This is a genomic window from Gracilimonas sp. (genome assembly GCF_031581265.1).
Lineage (GTDB): Bacteria > Bacteroidota > Rhodothermia > Balneolales > Balneolaceae > Gracilimonas.
The window spans coordinates 108,720-125,541 of record NZ_JAVLBQ010000004.1; the positions used below are offsets into that span (position 1 = coordinate 108,720).

At 40.4% G+C, this 16,822-nt stretch carries 18 protein-coding genes; 7 read left to right on the forward strand and 11 right to left on the reverse strand.

Translation table 11 applies throughout. From position 1 onward, the window contains the following. Positions 1-5 precede the first annotated feature (5 nt). The 4 genes from rpe to RI561_RS03075 all read left to right on the forward strand — a co-directional run bounded on the left by rpe (position 6) and on the right by RI561_RS03075 (position 3,479). Positions 6-674, forward strand: a complete 669-nt coding sequence (rpe, locus tag RI561_RS03060; protein WP_395078753.1) for a ribulose-phosphate 3-epimerase — start codon at positions 6-8, stop codon at positions 672-674. Positions 675-815: 141 nt separating this feature from the next. Further along, on the forward strand, positions 816-1,754 hold the full coding sequence (locus tag RI561_RS03065) for a PhoH family protein (RefSeq protein WP_395078754.1): 939 nt from the start codon (positions 816-818) through the stop codon (positions 1,752-1,754). A gap of 146 nt (positions 1,755-1,900) precedes the next feature. After that, complete coding sequence (locus tag RI561_RS03070; protein ID WP_395078755.1) at positions 1,901-2,701, forward strand: MBL fold metallo-hydrolase; 801 nt, start codon at positions 1,901-1,903, stop codon at positions 2,699-2,701. Continuing rightward, entirely contained in the window at positions 2,688-3,479 is a 792-nt protein-coding gene (locus RI561_RS03075) for a purine-nucleoside phosphorylase (protein WP_395078756.1), read from the forward strand. Before RI561_RS03070 ends, RI561_RS03075 begins: the two co-directional genes overlap by 14 nt. A gap of 245 nt (positions 3,480-3,724) precedes the next feature. On the opposite strand, the gene RI561_RS03080 is transcribed toward RI561_RS03075, so the two are convergent. From RI561_RS03080 to RI561_RS03115, 8 genes are all read right to left on the reverse strand, one after another. Continuing rightward, on the reverse strand, positions 3,725-4,129 hold the full coding sequence (locus RI561_RS03080) for a type II toxin-antitoxin system VapC family toxin (RefSeq protein WP_395078757.1): 405 nt from the start codon (positions 4,127-4,129) through the stop codon (positions 3,725-3,727). After that, positions 4,126-4,365: an Arc family DNA-binding protein gene (locus tag RI561_RS03085; RefSeq protein ID WP_395078758.1), complete on the reverse strand. Its 240-nt coding sequence runs from the start codon at positions 4,363-4,365 to the stop codon at positions 4,126-4,128. The genes RI561_RS03080 and RI561_RS03085 overlap by 4 nt, the downstream gene beginning before the upstream one ends. Positions 4,366-4,807: 442 nt before the next feature. Continuing rightward, complete coding sequence (locus tag RI561_RS03090; protein ID WP_395078759.1) at positions 4,808-5,896, reverse strand: BF3164 family lipoprotein; 1,089 nt, start codon at positions 5,894-5,896, stop codon at positions 4,808-4,810. Between the two features lie 281 nt (positions 5,897-6,177). Further along, positions 6,178-6,759, reverse strand: coding sequence for a hypothetical protein (locus RI561_RS03095; RefSeq protein ID WP_395078760.1), 582 nt, complete (start codon positions 6,757-6,759; stop codon positions 6,178-6,180). After that, positions 6,756-7,865 (reverse strand): hypothetical protein, encoded by a 1,110-nt coding sequence (locus tag RI561_RS03100; RefSeq protein ID WP_395078761.1) that lies wholly within the window; start codon positions 7,863-7,865, stop codon positions 6,756-6,758. Before RI561_RS03100 ends, RI561_RS03095 begins: the two co-directional genes overlap by 4 nt. A 91-nt stretch (positions 7,866-7,956) precedes the next feature. Further along, entirely contained in the window at positions 7,957-8,175 is a 219-nt protein-coding gene (locus RI561_RS03105; protein ID WP_395078762.1) for a hypothetical protein, read from the reverse strand. 301 nt (positions 8,176-8,476) lie between these two features. Next, complete coding sequence (locus RI561_RS03110; RefSeq protein WP_395078763.1) at positions 8,477-10,027, reverse strand: acyl-CoA carboxylase subunit beta; 1,551 nt, start codon at positions 10,025-10,027, stop codon at positions 8,477-8,479. A gap of 12 nt (positions 10,028-10,039) precedes the next feature. Beyond that, entirely contained in the window at positions 10,040-11,689 is a 1,650-nt protein-coding gene (locus RI561_RS03115; protein WP_395078764.1) for a hypothetical protein, read from the reverse strand. Positions 11,690-11,827: 138 nt separating this feature from the next. Between RI561_RS03115 and RI561_RS03120 the strand changes: the two genes are divergently transcribed. From RI561_RS03120 to RI561_RS03130, 3 genes are all read left to right on the forward strand, one after another. Next, the gene (locus RI561_RS03120) at positions 11,828-12,448 is read left to right on the forward strand and encodes an ATP-binding cassette domain-containing protein (protein WP_395078765.1); all 621 of its coding nucleotides are present in this window, start codon (positions 11,828-11,830) and stop codon (positions 12,446-12,448) included. 48 nt (positions 12,449-12,496) lie between these two features. Next, the gene (locus tag RI561_RS03125; protein ID WP_395078766.1) at positions 12,497-13,597 is read left to right on the forward strand and encodes an aminopeptidase; all 1,101 of its coding nucleotides are present in this window, start codon (positions 12,497-12,499) and stop codon (positions 13,595-13,597) included. Positions 13,598-13,694: 97 nt separating this feature from the next. Further along, the gene (locus RI561_RS03130; RefSeq protein WP_395078767.1) at positions 13,695-14,117 is read left to right on the forward strand and encodes a VOC family protein; all 423 of its coding nucleotides are present in this window, start codon (positions 13,695-13,697) and stop codon (positions 14,115-14,117) included. 24 nt (positions 14,118-14,141) lie between these two features. On the opposite strand, the gene RI561_RS03135 is transcribed toward RI561_RS03130, so the two are convergent. From RI561_RS03135 to hemB, 3 genes are all read right to left on the reverse strand, one after another. Further along, on the reverse strand, positions 14,142-14,543 hold the full coding sequence (locus tag RI561_RS03135; protein WP_395078768.1) for a hypothetical protein: 402 nt from the start codon (positions 14,541-14,543) through the stop codon (positions 14,142-14,144). A gap of 96 nt (positions 14,544-14,639) precedes the next feature. Beyond that, complete coding sequence (gene hemL, locus RI561_RS03140) at positions 14,640-15,935, reverse strand: glutamate-1-semialdehyde 2,1-aminomutase (protein WP_395078769.1); 1,296 nt, start codon at positions 15,933-15,935, stop codon at positions 14,640-14,642. Positions 15,936-16,236: 301 nt separating this feature from the next. Further along, positions 16,237-16,822 (reverse strand): porphobilinogen synthase (gene hemB, locus RI561_RS03145; protein ID WP_395078770.1); only part of this gene is annotated, 586 nt, incomplete at its 5' end.

The following is a 16,822-nucleotide window of genomic DNA, read 5'->3' on the forward strand; positions in this document are numbered from 1 at the left end:
TTTAAATGAATTTCGAACTACCCGTTCTTGCTCCCTCCATATTAGCCGCTGATTTTACCCAACTTGGAAATGATATTAAAGACACCCTGAAAGGTGGTGTCAGCTGGATACATTGTGATATTATGGACGGACATTTTGTTCCCAACATCAGCTATGGTCCAAGTATTGTACAAGCTGCAAAAAAAGCAGCACCGGAAGCTTTTATGGACGTTCACTTGATGATTGAAAATCCGGATGACTATGTAGAAAATTTTGTGGAAGCGGGAGCCGATCTCATTTCCGTGCACTATGAAACCTGTCCACATCTGCATCGCTCTATTCAAAACATCAAAAAATATGGGTTGATGGCCAGCGTGGTGGTAAATCCTGCAACTTCACTACAGAACATCGAGCCGATACTTGAGGATGTGGATCTCGTACTCATCATGAGCGTTAATCCCGGTTTTGGAGGACAAAGTTTTATCGAAAGCAGCTATGAAAAGCTGCGACAATTAGCAGAAATGAGAGAAGAAAAAGAACTTGGCTTTTTGATTGAAGTAGATGGCGGAGTAAATCTAAAAAACATAGAAAAAGTAGTAGAAGCGGGAGCCGATGTACTTGTGGCCGGAAGCAGTGTATTCCGGGCAGAAAATATTACGGCAAGAGTTGAAGAGCTACACAGTAAAATCAGGTAGCTTTAAATAATTTCGTTAGGAATCATTTCTACAGCTAAATCCTTATCTTTTAAGCTCACTTTTATTTAATAAAATTTTATAGCCATAGAAGACGAAAAGACACTTACCGAAAATATCATTGAACTGGATGGAGCCGATCCCATGGCTCTTTTTGGCCTGCACGATCATAACATGATTGCCCTAGACAAGGCCTTTCCTAATACCAAGTTTAATTCCCGTGGAAACCGTGTAAAACTTACCGGACCTGCCGAAGAAGTTGAAACCGCCTCCAAAGTTATTGAGGGGATGCTTGAGCTGTTGGATCGAAAGAAAAAAGTGGTTGAAGGAGATGTTGATACCTTGGTAAATCTGAAATCAGGGGAAAGTACTGCGCGCAAACCGCAAATCCGAACACTGGATGAAACCGGTGATACAATTATCCATACGCATAACGGGGAGGCCATCACTGCAAAAACACCGGGACAGCGACGCATCGTAGAATCCTCTACTCTTAATGATATTGTGTTTGCTATCGGGCCTGCCGGTACCGGTAAAACTTACACCTCCGTTGCACTTGCTGTGCAAGCTCTTAAGAACCGGAAAGTCCGTAAAATCATACTAGCTCGTCCTGCCGTTGAAGCCGGCGAAAATCTCGGATTTCTGCCCGGTGATCTCAAAGAAAAGATTGATCCCTATTTACGTCCCCTTTACGATGCTCTTGAAGATATGATTGACCGGGACCGGCTCGAACTTCACCTGGCAAAAAATGTGATCGAGATTGCTCCACTTGCTTATATGCGTGGACGAACGTTAAATAACGCTTTTGTGATCCTGGATGAGGCCCAAAATGCTACGAATACTCAGATGAAGATGTTCCTGACCCGAATCGGTTTTAACAGCAGGGCTATCATTACCGGAGATATCACCCAAACCGACCTTCCCCGCCGGCAGCAATCAGGACTTATTTCCATTCAAAAAATACTACAGGAAATTGACGGCATCGACTTTGTTTATCTTGGAGAGGAAGATGTAGTCCGCCACAAATTGGTCCGTGATATCATTAATGCCTATGAGAAATTTGAGGAGAAAGGGAAAAAGTAGCAGTCAGCAGTCAGCAGTCAGCTTTCAGTATTTTTTTAAAAAAAGCTGATTGCTGAAGTCTGATAGCTGACGGCTTATAGTCTTGCTTAGCTTCAATTCTTAAATCAAATACATATCACTAATAACACTCCATCCTCGCTTCAACCATGAAAACCTACGCCGCTACACTTTACGAAGGCACTTTCTCAGTTGGGCTCGACAAGAAGTTTGTCCGAATTGACCGGGATGATCCTCCCGCAAAAGGGGCCCTGAAACTTTCTCTAAATCCTTTTTTGATTCACACCCCTGAACGTAACTATTTATTCGATTGCGGAATTGGAGAATTTGGGCAAGATACCGGTCCGGATGTGATTCGTGAAAATTTGGATGATCACGGGCTCACCGAGTTTGATATCACCGACATCTTTTTGAGTCACCTGCACTACGATCATATTGGTGGCTTGGCTCATCGCGAAAACGGTTATTGGGAACTGACTTTTCCAGAAGCAAAAATTTGGGTTTCAAAAAAAGGATGGGAAAAATTGATTGGCCAAGAAGAATATTATGATGCGGAAAAAACCGAGTTCATCTCTTTCATTGATGCCAAAGCAGATCTACATTTCTTAGAAGAAGAAGCTCAGCCCTACCCCGATATAACCGTTCGAAAAATTGGGGGGCATACCGAATTTCACCAAGTACTGCTCTTTGATGATGGAGAACAAAAGTACCTGCAAGCCGGTGATGTAATCGGAACCAAAGGAGCCATCAACCGAAAATATGCGGCCAAATATGATTTTGAGCCGAAAGTGAGTCAGCAGCGCCGGGAAGAACTCGCAAAACTGGCATTTGAAGAAGGTTATACTATTTTAACTTATCATGAAGACCGAAACCCGTTGTTTAAGCTGACGGATTACGACGATAAAACAGGATACAGCACCGAAAATGTAGAATCATATGTCCCTGCCTGATTACATTACTGACATCAAAAAATTTTTAACTGAACACGGACTTCCAAATCAAATTGATGCTGCGGTCATTCTTGGTTCCGGTCTGGGTGGTTTTGGAGACGAAATCGAAGATTCTGAAATTATTCCTTATGGTGATATTCCTTCCTTACCACAATCAACAGTAGAGGGACACTCGGGCTCGCTTATTTTCGGTAATATTGAGGATAAGACGGTACTGGCTTTTGCAGGCCGATTCCATCATTATGAAGGACATGCTTTTGCTAAAACCGTACTTCCCGTTCAACTTGCCCATGCTTTTGGAGTAGATAAGCTGATTATTTCAAATGCAGCCGGAGGCATTAATCTTCGTTTCCGGGTTGGGGATTTGATGATTATAGACAGCATCATCAAACAATACACCATGGTCTCTGAACCGGCTTTGAACACCTGGAACTCCAGCTTTGAAGAATATGCACAGGAAGTAAAGCAAATAGCCCGTGACTTTGGAATTGAAACCCAAATGGGAACCTACCTTTTTGCCAAAGGACCAAGCTACGAAAGTAAAGCAGAAATTCGTGCCTTCCGCAAAATGGGCGGAGATGCCGTTGGAATGAGCACCGCCCCCGAATTGATTGAAGCAGCCCGGCTGGGCGTAAAAACCGCTGCCATCTCATTGATCACCAATGCCGCTGCAGGCGTTACTGCACAAAAACTGGATCACGACGAAGTGAAGGAAGCGGCAGATCAGAAGAAGGATGTGTTTGCGAGGTTGGTTAAAGGGCTTATTGGGGAATTTTAGAAGGAAGCTGTCAGCTTTCAGACTTCAGCTATCAGCTTTTTTGTGAAGATCTCATTTCAATCTGAGGAAACCCAAAACTCGTCTGACCACTGACAAGACCTTATATTTAATTTAAAACTCGGAGTGGTCTGACGAATGCTAAGGATTGAGAAGTACTAAAAAACAGCGCCCTCTGTATTCATTCAATCAGACAAACTGTAGTCGTCGGATCAATTCAAGCTTTGATTTATCGGAAGAGATAGAACTTAAGCTCCAATTACTTCCTCAGGATGTTTAGCTATTTCAGAGAATTCCTGAAGTATTTTCTTATGCATAGTTACTAAGGCGAGATCTAACTCTTTGGCTAAGCTTACAAATTCACAATCATAGGAAGAGCAGGTTGATTGGTTTACATGTTGTAAAACCTGCACGGAATTGACCTGAAACTGTTTGTCATTCATCTGTTGTTCTGCCTTTTCCATAATCAGTAAAGCCTGAAAAAGGTCAATCAATTCTTTTCTTATATACAAGGTAAGTACGTTACGGAACTCACTTCGCCAAAGAATGGGTGCTACCCATTCGGGATCTTTTTGAAAAAGTGCATCACAAAGCTCGGTTGAATAGGACGGAAGCCAGAAGTGAGCCAGTATATTTGTATCCACTACGATCATGGACGGCCTTCGTTAATGGCAGATTCAATTTCTTCAGAAGAAAGGCTGCCTTTGGCTTTCTTACGCAATCTTCGGGCTTCCTGCAAAATATCATCGGAAGAAATTTGCTTTGGCTTAACCGTTTGCTCTAAACAAGCAATAATTTCACTGTTAATACTCCGATGATGTGCACTTGCCTGTTCCCGAACTTTATCATAAATGTCCTTGGGAATATTTTTTACCGTGATACTGGGCATGTCGATTAGTTTCGTTTTGGTTTATATATGAAACTAAATATACCGGAGGATTATTGCAATACGGTAGTTGTTTGGGAATTTAGCTGTCAGCTTTCAAACTTCAGCTATCAACTTTTTTGAAGCGATCCCATTTCATTCTAACGAAACACAAATCTCGTCTGACCACTGAACAGGGCCAACAGTTTAATTTAAAACTCGGAGTGTTTTGACGAATGCTAAGGCTGAAACGATGCTAAAAACTACATACCCCATATTTATTTATGATCATTTAACCTCGTTCCGAACGACCCCGTTCGGAATGCCTTCGCGGACCACCCGGTCCGCAGGTAGTAATTGAGATATATGCTCCATGGCATACTTATTTTGGACCCGGTGGTCCAGACTACCACTCCCAACCGGGTGGTTGGGAGCGAGGTAAAATCATGATTACAATATTAGTTTATCACAGCTCAAAATAAACTAATGGTGAATCGGATACACTTTTACTTGAGAAAGGCGTAGGTAAACCAATAATTCTGTTATTGTTTTTATCGATCGCGATTTGGGACAATACAATGTCAACTTTATATTTTTTAACCGGATTACCATCCCAATCAAAAACATGTATTTCACTGTCATTAAGTGATTCACCTTTGATATAATTTCCACTCGTATTCCCTTCGTGCAAAGTATAGATTAATGAATCAGTATATGTTACATCATTGTAATGATATAAGGTTTCTTCTGTAGTATTTACAATCTCGTTTGCACTTCCAGTACCCGGATTTGCCTCAAACCTAGTATCACGAATCAAATTAAGATCGTAATCAAAAATCTCAAGAATTTTAAACCGCCGGGTTGTAACTAATATCCTTTGCTTTTCTTCATTGGCAGTCATTTCTCCCGAGTAAATGAGCCCTACAGACCTATGATTAATTGCCTCTTCTAAAAACGGTGTGAATGGAGCAATAGCTACGATAGAATCAGTTTTTGTATCAACTTTTGCGAGTTTTCCTTCTCGCATGCCCGCCAGTCCGATTATATATTTACCGTTTTCAATAAACATACCTCTTTGAATACGAATTAAATCGGGTGGTAGCATATATTCAAAAATAGGAACAGCCTGATCATTATTTAAAACCTGATCTAACGAATAGCGCGATATAGTTTTTCTTCCCCAGTCCAAAAATTCAAATTCTTCATCTGCTTTAAAACCTCCATGATTAATGAAAGCCGGGAAACTGATCTCACCCGGCCCTTCCCCCTGATTTCCAAAAGTACCCACCAACGAAAAATCATCAAGTCTGTAAAATTTAAATATATCTGAATTCGTGTTATCCAATACGATAAGCAAAGAGTCTGAAACATCAATAAACCTTGGGTCGAAAAACTCATCCGCATTTTCAATATCAGGTGCTATGGATTCCAAATGTTCAGTTTCTTGAAAATCGCTTTCACTGATTACAGAGTCTTCTTCGGTTTCATTATTGCATGAAATGCATAGTGTACAGATTACTACCAAAAGTACTTTAAAATGAATTTGTGAGATCATATTTGCCCCTATATTTTTATCTATCTACTTGGTTCTTATGCTCTTAATTAAATGAAAAAAAATCAATAAGTCAAGTTTGTATTTCACTTTTTTAACCTCGTTCCGAACGACCCCGTTCGGAATGCCTTCGCGGACCACCCGGTCCGCAGGGAGTAATTGAGGCATACTGCTCCATGGCACACTTATTTTGGACCCGGTGGTCCAGGCTTCCACTCCCAACCGGTTGGTTGGGAGCGAGCTCAATTTATTAATGAACACAGCAAGTTTTTAAATGCCCTAAATTAAAATGAAATTTTAGATAAGTTTATTTCTGTAATTTTATCTAGGCCCACATATCGTGCTAGTATTTTTTCTTTTACTACTGGATTCCAAATTCTATTGCTTAGTAGAGAGTCAGCATAAGTTCTTTTTGATAATAAAATTTGCGGCGTTGCATAAATAGCTTCATGAACATTGGTATAATGATTCAATCCTAAATTTCGCCAACTGTTCCCACTTGATATTTCATCGAAACTTACCTTAAGTCCTAATAAATGCTTTATACCAGATACTTTGTTTCGGTCTCTGGTTAATCCAACTTTGTTGAAATTCAGTTTTTGATTAGAAGAAATTTCCTCTAATTCAGATGCTACAGAGTTTAAAGCAGAATCTAATTTCGGACTTCTACAATAAACACAAGTACTACTTCCTATATAAGTAAGGACAATTTCTTCTTTAGAATTTTCTGTCCTTTTTACCTCCTCTTGACTTGATATAATTATATCAAAATTTAATGAGTAAATTTTCAATGAGTATGCGGCAAAAAAGCAAATAGCAAAAATTCCAATTCCTAAAGCAACACTATAAAATTTATTTTTCTTCAAAACGAATAAAGTTTAAGATTTGAATTATCAGTTTTTTCATGTATAACTAATCTGTTATCTTTAATTGCTACTACTTGGTGCATATCATCAATCCTATAAGCTTGGCCTAATTCAGAATCTAAGATATAGGACTTCAGTTTAATTTCACCTCTTTTGTTACTATTATCATCAAAAGATGCTCGAAGAATTTGAATTAGCACATACTTATCTGATATTTGCTCAAGAGTTTTTATTTCATCATATTTATTTTCTTTTTCAGTAAATTTTGTATGATATTTTATCGATAAAGGTTCGTCAGTACTAGTCATTTCAAAAGAAATAAAATTTTCAATTTTTCTTTTCCAAATTTCTTCACCTGATTTATATGCATAAAGGTAAGGAGAGTGGATATTGATGGTTAATATTATATTATTGCTTTTGAGATACTCCATTAACCCTGAAGAATAATTTTGAACTGCTAATTGATTCCTATTTTTATAGGCATTTCCAAAACTGTAAGTTATAGTATCTTCTAGAACGTCATAAAAATCAATAGTATTGATTTTTCCTTCGGGGTTTGGAGACATAATCATTTCTTTTCTTAAGAAAAATCCATTATCGGTTTTTTTTAAATCACTATAAGATGAGCGGGTAAGAATATCTACCTCTTCCTCATTACTTTTTATATTAGTAATTCCCCTTTGCAAGTCACTTACATATATATTGTTAAGAGAATCAATTTCTAAAGACCATGGGAATAGCATTTCACCTGGACCACGCCCCTTGGAACCGAGTGTATCTATTTCTGAGTCCCATACTTTAAAAACTTTAACCTGATCTAAATCAAGTAGATACAAATTGAAATTGTTATCAAATTCAATATCAGTAATATTCCCAAAAATATATCCTTCATCGATTTCATCTAACAAAGATAATTTTTGAAATCGATTTTTAAGATTAATTATTTCTTGATCTTCAATATCATTGTGCATCAATGAATTTATATTTTCTTGATCAGCATCAAATTTTGGATGTAGCTGATTGTTTTTATGTGAATTCAAATCATTACAGCTACTTTGTAACACTGCAAATAAAAATCCTGTTAATGTCAATAAAATATATTTCATAATTAATATAACCCTATTATAAAGAAGTGAAGCACCTATTAATTTTGGTGCTTCACATTTAAAATTAAAAGTTTATTTAGATGGATTATAATTATTCAGGATCAATGGAACACTCAGTTGTCTCATCACAATTATCATCAGCTCCAATACATTGATAGTTATATTGCGGCTTAGCATCAACGCATTCCTTAACTCCATAAAAACATAACTCGTCTTCGCATTCATCTAAGAATCGTCCATTTACATTTGCAGGAAACAATGATCCAAGAATTAAAGCTAACATTGCAATAGATATATACAGTTTTTTCATAACTCATTATTTTAGCTAAAATTGACACACTTACCATAATATATATATATATATATCAAGTATTAATCTATACTATAGAATTGAGAAATTTTGACTTGTCTATTACAAAAGAATTCAAAAAGCGATGCCTTTAGGTGTTTACTCAACAATACTTAACCTCGTTCCGAACGACCCGTTCGGAATGCCATCGCGGACCCTGCCTTTGCCGGCAGGCAGGCACCCGGTCAGCAGATAGTAATTGAGGTATACTGCTCCGTGGCATACTTATTTTGAACCCGGTGGTCCAGACTACCACTCCCTCTTACAACGGCAAATTATCATGCTTTTTCTTGGGCACAGTATCCACTTTATTTTGAGCCGCTTCCATTTGCTTGATGAGTTTTTCACGAGTTTCGGATGGTAAAATCACATCATCAATGAACCCACGTCCGGCCGCCAGATATGGATGTGCGAAGTTTTCGCTGTACTGATCTTCCAATTCCTTTTGCTTGGCTTCGGGATCATCCGCATTGGCAATTTCTTTACGGAAGATGATTTCTACCGCTCCTTTGGTTCCCATCACCGCAATTTCAGCGGTTGGCCAGGCAACATTGTAATCGGCACGGATGTGCTTGGAGTTCATCACGTCGTAAGCGCCACCGTAAGCTTTGCGGGTAATAACCGTCATCTTAGGCACGGTAGCTTCGCAGAATGCATACAAAAGCTTCGCACCGTGTTTAATAATGCCATTCCACTCCTGATCGGTTCCGGGTAGGAAGCCGGGTACATCTTCAAATACCACCAATGGAATATTGAAGGCATCACAGAATCGGACAAAACGGGCTCCTTTCAGGGAGGCATCAATATCGAGCACTCCGGCCAGTGAAAGCGGCTGATTGGCAACCACCCCTACACTTCGTCCACCAAGGCGAGCAAAGCCAACCACGATGTTATCCGCATAGTCTTTATGAACTTCGTAGAAAGAATCCTTGTCCATAACTCCCGCAATCACATCATGAATATCATATGGCTTATTGGGATTCAAGGGCACCAGGTCTTCCAGCGCTTTCGCCTTTGCAGAATCCGGTTCTTTGGATTCTATCATCGGCACCTTTTCTTCGCAATTCTGGGGAACATATTTCATCAACTCCCGAATATCATTCAGGCATACCGCATCATTGGGACTTGAAAAGTGAGATACTCCTGATTTGGTATTATGAGCTGAAGCTCCGCCCAATTCTTCTGAGGTCACTTCCTCATGTGTTACTGTTTTCACCACATTAGGTCCGGTGACAAACATATAGCTGGTGTTTTCCACCATAAAAATAAAATCAGTCAGCGCCGGACTATATACAGCACCACCGGCACAAGGGCCCATCACCGCAGAAATCTGAGGTACCACGCCGGAAGCCATACTGTTTCTCCAAAATACTTCCGCATATCCTCCCAAAGAAGAAACGCCCTCCTGAATGCGGGCACCGCCGGAGTCATTCAACCCAATGATGGGCACTCCGTTTTTCATAGCCAAATCCATAACCTTGCAAATTTTCTCAGCATGCGTTTCTGAAAGGGAACCGCCAAATACCGTGAAATCTTGGCTGAAAATGTACACTGGTCGGCCGTGAATTTTACCGAGTCCGGTTACCACACCATCACCCAAAAACTGTTTTTTATCCAGACCAAAAGCGGTACTGCGGTGGGTCACAAATTTGTCAATTTCCTCAAAGGAGCCTTTGTCAACCAGCAAATCGACTCTTTCCCGGGCCGTTAACTTCCCTTTGTCATGTTGCTTTTTGATGCGGGCTTCACCACCCCCTTTTTTCGCTTCTTCTCTTAATTTCTTTAGTCGTTCTACTTTTGGATTGGTTGACATAAAAACTATTGCTTAAGATTTATATTCATCAAAATACGATTGCAGCCTGTCGGTGAAATCGATGGCAGCTTCTGAAAACATATCAATTTGATAGGCTGAAAATACATTCTTTTCAAGAAAATCGGATGCTTCTTTCCAGCTTTTTTGATTCTCTAATCTTGACAGTGATTCTTCATATTCATTTCGATCGCCCTGGTACAATTCATTAACAAAAACCGGTTCCTTATCGAGTAAATAATTTTTTAACTCAGCGCTTTTTGTTCTGGGTTGAGCCTCTTCTTCCCCACCGGTTTCCTCATCAGGTTCATCCCCAAAAATATGTTCTTCCGTAATTATTTCATCCTCTTCCGACTCCTCTTCCCTCTTCAACGCTTCTTTTTCCTCAGGACTCATAAACTGTTGCCAAATGGGTTCATCCTCGTCTTCAGCGTCACCGTCATGTTCTTCTGAGTCGAATAATTCTTCCCCGGTATCATCATCACCGGTTACCCAGGAGTTCAGCTCGTCTTCATCATCCTCGGCTTTTTCTTCATCGTCTTCTTCATCTTGAAGGGGAACCTGACTTTGCTTGGGACTTTCTACCTCATCGTCGATTTGTTCTTCTTCCTCCTCCTTTTCTATTTCCTCTGAAAAGGCAATCTGCCTCTGATCCAATTCTTCTTTCTCCGGCTCATCTATAATATCCGGCTCATCAACAGCCTCAGCCAAATCATCTTCCTCTATCTCCTCTTCAAATTCCTGGAAAATAGGTGCTTCAGACTCTTCCTCACTGAACATCCGGTTAAAGGAATTTTCATCTTCTTCAGGCTCTTCCGGTTCCTCCTCTATCTCCTCATCCGCAAACTGATCTACCAGTCTTGACTCCCCTTTTTCCTCATCTTCCGAAAACATGGCTGATGTATCAGATGGTTCATTTGCTCTGCCACTTTTAGTTCTTTCATCCACCGAGTCTGGATCAGCTATAATTTCTATTAACCGATCTCTATCCAATTCTTTCTGAACCGTATTTTTCAAAGCTTCAGCGACTTCATCCATCGCCTTATCTTCAAAAAATATAGCAACGAGATCCGCATTAATTTTGCCATCCCCCAACTTTCTTAGCAAATCAAGCACTTTTGCCCAGTCCTCAGCTTCATAAGTTTTTGTAAGATGGTCATCTAATTTCTCAACAAGCTCTTTGCAACGCTCCTTGGTAAGAGAACCCAGGTCTCTCTTTTTCATGTACTGGGGAATGGCTTGTCCAATATGCTTATACACAAACAATCTGCCGGTTCGTTTGACAATTTCATCATAACCGAGCTGCTCATCATCCTGAAAGAATACTTCAGCCAAATACTTTCTGGGTTGTAAATACACTTTCAAGGTTGATTCTACTGCTTCGCTCAGTAGCTCTTTTAAACTTTCGGCTGGGATATGGGCACGTTCATAGAGTTGTTCTTTCAGCGCTTTTTTAAGCTGTTGCACAGATGGATGATCAGACTGAGACCAAGCTGTTTGAAGATGTAGGTCTTCATCTATCTTAATCTGAAGGTTTGCCTTTATATTTTCAACAATAGCTTTAGGTAAGCCGGCCTGGGACAATGATTGAGGAGTATAGAACCCTTTATCTCTACCAACTTTACCCAACAAATTTTCAACAATTTTATCTGTAGATGAATGCATAGCTTAGTTTGAAATTTTACTGAAAATAATGTCTGTTTCACCGCAATACAATTAAGTATTTCGTTATTTTTTCATGTTTTCAAACTTTATGAACTGAATCGGAATTTGTATTAATTATAAAGTTACTACCTTTGGGGTATGATTTCGTTACAAGTCACCAACCTGACCAAAAAATTTAACCGACATACGGTATTTAAAGAACTCAATTTTGAGCATGAAAGTGGTGTTCTTGGTATTGCCGGATCAAACGGGAGCGGGAAATCTACCTTGTTAAAATGTCTTGCGTATCTGCTTAAACCAAACAAAGGTGAAATCACCTGGAAGAATCTTGATGACGAAATGGACCAAAAGCAGGTAAAAGCCCACATTGGCTATACCGCCCCTTACATCAGCCTTTATGATGAGCTTTCTGTTTTCGAAAATCTTGTGTTTTTGCTTGAGGTAGGTGGAGAAAAAGCTGATGAAGAAATTCTTCACCCTTTACTTGACCGCGTACAAATTCCGCATCTTAAAGATCAGATGTATGGTAGTTTGTCAACCGGACAAAAACAACGGGCCAAATTAGCTGCGGCATTAGTCAGAGATCCCGACATTTTAATGCTCGATGAACCGGGCTCCAACCTGGATAAACACGGGCATGAATTGGTTTCTTCCATTGTTAAAAAGGCACGTGAAGAGAACAAATTAGTTTTCCTTGCTTCAAATGACCCAAATGAAATTTCTCTCTGTGATGAAGTAGTTCAAATTGGAACACACTAACTTCATACAAAAGATATCTAACCCGAATATTTAATTAATAAATCGAATATGATTTCAACTAAAGATCAACAACTTGCGTCTCTAATCCTTGAGCACAGTACCGAAGTCCAAAAAGACCAAAATGTAATGGTTCAGCTCATAGGTTTAAATGGCATTGATTTACTTCGGGCGCTCGTAGAACAAATACGAGAAAAAGATGCGCACCCTTTTGTTCAAATTGAAGATGCCGAAACGCACAGAATTTTACTCGAAAATGGCAACGAGTCATTCTGGAAAAATCAGGCTACTGTTGATCAGCTTCCCAAAATGAAACAGATGGATGCCTTTATCGGTATTCGGGCTTCCCAAAATATTTATGAGAACTCACAAGCAGGAAAAGAAGCAAACAAAGCTTATTCCGAATATTTCCTAAAGCCTGTTCACTTTGATGAGCGCGTCAATAATACAAACTGGTGCATCATGCGCTACCCCTCTCCTGCTTTTGCCATGAATGCCAAGATGCCAACCCGTGCTTTTACTGAGTTCTATTATGATGCTTGTTTGGTTGATTACGGTCAGCTCGAGGAAGCCATGAAACCCCTTGAAAAACGACTCCGAGCGACCGATGAAATCCACCTTAAAGGAGAAGGAACAGACATTAAGTTTTCTGTTAAAGGACAAAACTGGGTTCCCTGTTTTGGCAAGCGTAACATCCCTGATGGGGAGCTTTTTACCTCTCCTGTCTTAGACTCTGTAAATGGAGTAATCACCTACGCACCTTCCGTATACCAGGGCAAACCCTTTGAATTTGTAAAGCTTGAAGTTGAAAACGGTGTGGTCGTTGATTTTGATTCTTCAAACAATGAAGCGCTCAAAGATATCCTCGATACCGATGAAGGAGCACGTCGATTTGGGGAATTCAGTTTTGGGCTAAACCCGGTCATCGAAAGCCCGATGTATGATATTTTGTTTGATGAAAAAATTTACGGCTCTAATCACCTTACGCTTGGAAAAGACTATGAAGTTGCACCCAACGGCAACTCCAGTAATATTCACTGGGACCTTGTTTGCATTGGTGCAAATGTCTATTTAGATGGAGTACTCGTGCGAAAGGGACGAAAATTTGTGGCAGATGATCTCAAGGGACTAAACCCTACATCATTGTTGTAAAACGTATAAAAGACGGAAAAAATACTGTCTTTTGTTGTGTCAGCTTATTTTAAGGTGGGACAAATAATAGAAATTTCAATAACAAAAAAGGCAGGATATGGAAAAACGAGTGACCGGCATCGGCGGTATTTTCTTAAAAGTTGAAAATCCGGAATCCACAAAAAACTGGTACCGAAAACACCTTGGGATTGAATCCGGAAAATATGGAGCCACATTTGAATGGCGACATGTACAAAATCCCGATAAAAAAGGATACACAGCATGGAGTTTCTTTGATCAGGATACCGAGTATACCCGCCCAAGCAAAAAAGATGTAATGATTAACTATCGGGTTGAGAATCTTACCGAATTGCTGGCTGTATTAAAAGATGAAGGCGTTGAAATAATCGGAGAAATTGAAGAGTTCTACTACGGTAAGTTCGGGTGGATTATGGACCCAAACGGAGTCAAAATTGAGTTGTGGGAACCCAATGATGAGGAATATGACAAGATTAAAGGGGAGACGAATTTATCCAGTTGAACCGCTGTAATTCATAGTAGATCACTATTCAAGCATTTCATTAAGCTTCTGAATTTTGTGATTTCGATCAATGGAATAGATGTTACCCTGACCTTCAATGTACGTATAGATTTGAAGAGCCCGCCTGAAGAATACTTTCATTTTTTCGGGTTGAATTTGTTCTTCTTTCATCTTCTTCCCAAGTTCTAAGAACAAATCAGCTACCCGTTCCAGGTTCTCTTCATTCATGCCCTCTTTTTCTTCTAAAAACTGGAGCATTTCTTCCGGCTTCATTTCCAACAAAGCATCAATATCCAGTTTTAACTCTTCATTTAGTGCTTTATTGGTGATTTCAATGGCTTGCTGGGTCTGCCCTGATCCTTTCAATCCAATTACTGCAGCTATGACCCTGCCCAAAACCTGAGAGAGCTGCTGTATTTGCCGCATGATATAATCGCTTTGATTTAACACAGGTTATTAATTTAGTTAAAAATTAATACATCACTTTTAGTGAATTAATTTTGGACGGATAACCTATCCGTCCTACTTTTTGGCTATCTTAGGAATGGTCTCTTCAAAAGCAGTCAGGGTGTTACTGATATCGTCAGACGTGAGTGCATTACTTAAAAAGAAAGCTTCAAACGGGGATGGAGGTAAATGCACCCCTCGTTTTAACATCCCATGGAAGATTTTTCCAAATAATTTTTTGTCAGTGCGATTGGCATCATCAAATGTTTCTACCGGACCTTCACAGTAAAATACTCCTACCATTGAACCCACGCGGTTTATGGTATGGGGAATGTCATGCTCGCTGAGGATCTGTCCGATGCCATTAGCTAATACCGAAGCTTTTTTCTCCAGCTCATCATACACCTGTGGATTCTCCTTCAACTTTTTAAGCAGCGTAAATCCGGCTGCCATCGCCAACGGATTTCCGGATAAGGTTCCGGCCTGATAAACCGGCCCGGTTGGAGCCACGTAATCCATAATTTCTTCCTTACCGCCATATGCTCCTACCGGTAATCCCGCTCCGATAATTTTACCATAAGTCACCATGTCCGCCGTTACATCATACACTTTTTGTGCACCCTGAAAATCAACACGGAAACCGGTCATCACTTCGTCGAAGATGAGGACGATATCATACTGATCACAAAGTTCCCTTAGTCCCTTCAGAAATCCAATTTTTGGAGGAATACAGCCCATGTTACCGGCAATTGGTTCCAGGATGATGGCTGCCATATCATCTTTATTGGCTTCCACCAATTTCTTCACCGAATCCAAATCATTGTATTTGGCATTCAGCGTGTCTTTGGCAGTTCCTTCGGTTACGCCCGGACTGCTTGGCTCGCCCATCGTTAAGGCCCCACTTCCCGCTTCAATAAGAAAAGAATCTCCGTGTCCGTGATAATTTCCTTTAAACTTGATGATTTTATTCTTCCCGGTATACCCACGTGCTACGCGGATGGCACTCATGGTAGCTTCGGTTCCGGAATTCACCATTCGGACTTTATCAACACCGGGCACAGAATTAGTGATCAATTCTGCCATCTCCACTTCAAGCTTAGTTGGTGCACCAAATGAAGTGGAATTAACAGCTGTTTCCTGTACGGCTTTCACTACATCCGGGTCGGCATGTCCAAGTAACATTGGTCCCCACGAACTAATGTAGTCGATATATTTATTTCCGTCCTCATCCCATAAATATGCACCTTTCGCTTTAGTGATAAAGATTGGCGTTCCACCTACACTGTTAAAGGCCCGAACCGGGGAATTCACTCCACCGGGAATGACTTTGGATGCACGTTCGTAGAGTTCTTTGCTTTTGGGGTAACTCATGTATGTATAACTTGAATTCAATTAGATATTTATTCCATGCTTTTAAATAGTCTCCCCTTGAGGGGAGATAAATCAGTCAGTTGTTCCTGACTGATTTTGAGGGGTGTTGGCACCAAGGTATATAAAGTCATTTACCAAGCTCACTGCCCTTGGCTTACACCCTCCGCCAGAGTTCGTATTCACTCACTCCGGCACCTCCCTCACGGGAGGACTTTACTTATTAATCGAACTTTCTGTTCCAAATGATTAACCTGGTTCCGCACGCTCTGCGTCGGAACCAATTAAACTCTGGAGAGGCAAACTACTTATTTAAGATAAATTTCGCAGCCTCCTTCGCAAAGTAAGTCGCAATCAGATCGGCACCGGCCCGTTTGAAGGCCAGCAGTGATTCCATCATCACTTCCTTTTCATTCAGCCAGCCCTTTTCGGCGGCAGCTTTGATCATTGCATATTCACCAGACACATTATAAACCGAAACCGGAATATTAAAATTCTGCTTCACAGCCCGGACTACATCCAAATAAGGCATACCCGGTTTAACCATCACAATATCCGCTCCTTCGTTGATGTCCAGTTCCACTTCGCGGAGTGCTTCATCTACATTGGCTGGATTCATCTGATAAGTTTTCTTGTCTCCAAATCCGGGAGCAGAGTCGAGCGCATCTCTGAATGGACCATAAAATGCAGAGGCATATTTAGCACTGTATGCCATGATTCCTGTGTTTTCAAACCCGGCTTCATCTAAAGCGTCCCTCATGGCACAAATTCGGCCATCCATCATATCAGACGGAGCTAACATATCGGCACCGGCTTTGGCGTGACTCACTGCCATCTTTGCAAGCACCTCTACCGAAGGATCATTGACAATTTCTCCATCCTCCACAATA